This is a genomic window from Methylobacterium sp. C25 (assembly GCF_021352225.1).
Classification (GTDB): domain Bacteria; phylum Pseudomonadota; class Alphaproteobacteria; order Rhizobiales; family Beijerinckiaceae; genus Methylobacterium.
Map to the genome: position 1 here is coordinate 1 of NZ_JAAUVI010000032.1, position 1,142 is coordinate 1,142.

The 1,142-nt window shown below is 63.1% G+C and carries 1 protein-coding gene and 1 pseudogene; both read right to left on the bottom strand.

Annotated features, from left to right (window positions below; all coding sequences use genetic code 11):
- A partial coding sequence (locus HCU64_RS25140) for a catalase family protein (RefSeq protein ID WP_233387222.1) occupies positions 1 to 816 on the bottom strand: 816 nt, incomplete at its 3' end.
- Between the two features lie 52 nt (positions 817 to 868).
- Positions 869 to 1,142 (bottom strand): annotated as a pseudogene (locus HCU64_RS25145) (glutathione-dependent formaldehyde dehydrogenase); the annotation flags it as partial.

Sequence of the window (1,142 nt, forward strand, 5' to 3'; positions counted from 1 at the left end):
CGCATCCTCGATGAGCTGCTTCTCCGCATCTGCCCAGAGCTGCGCCTTCAGCTCGTAGACCACCTCGTTCTCCTGGAAGAAGGCGGCTGTGGCATGCCGGAAGCCATTCTCGTCTTCATGGGGATCCAAGCGCCAATCGGCTAGGGCGAGCTGCGCCTGCGCGACCGGCACCACGCCGAGCTTGGCCACATAGTCGCCGTAACGCACCGGAGCCTGGCTGAAGTAGCTGTCGGCCAGAGGATGGCTGTAGGGGTGGCCGAAGAAGTCGGCGAGCGCGCTTTCCGTCCCGAAGGCATGCAGCACCTTGTTGAGGTTGCGCATCGTCGAGGAGACGGCGCTCTTGACCCCCTCGGGCAGCCCCGTCGACTTGCCGATGACAGTGCCGTCGCGCAGGAAGCCGGCCGCCGTCCCGGACGGGAACGTCGTACCCGTCGCCAGCACGAAATCCTGGGTGTTGACCTCATGGCCGGGCAGTTTCTCGCCGGGCACGTCGAACACCTTGATGGACATGCCACGGTGGGTGGAAACGCGGTCGCCGAGGGTCTCGCCGGGACCCTGCGCGAACCGCACCGCGACGGGGTGCGTTCCAGGCGTCGCAAACAATCCCTCCGCCAGTTCGGGTGGCAGACCGGCGGCAATCGTCAATTCCCCGGTGACGCAGGCAGAACTCTTGGCGTGGCTCGCCCGCACGGCATGGTGCTCGCGCGCCTCGACCGTCTCGGATTGCTGGGTCATGCCCTTGATGATGCGGTCGATGGTTTCCTGCTCGTCGGCCGAGGGCTTCTCGATATCGGGTGTGTATCGCAAATAGGTCATGCTCGACCTCGCGGAGTTGATCAAAATAAAAATTGGTGACGGCTGAGCAGATTCAGTTCGGATGGAAGACGACCTTCACGCAGCCGTCCTTCTTGTCTTTGAACGCATTGTAGAGGTCCGGCCCGTCGGCGAGGTTCGTCGAGCGATGGGTGATCATCGAGGTCATATCGATCTTGCCTTCCTGGATGAGCTTGGTGAGCGGCTCCAGGTAGCGCTTCACGTGAGTCTGACCGCTCTTGATGGTCAGACCTTTCTGGACGACGGAGCCCATGTTGATCGGCACCGGACCGCCATAGACGCCGGGCACCGAGACGATGCCGCAGGGC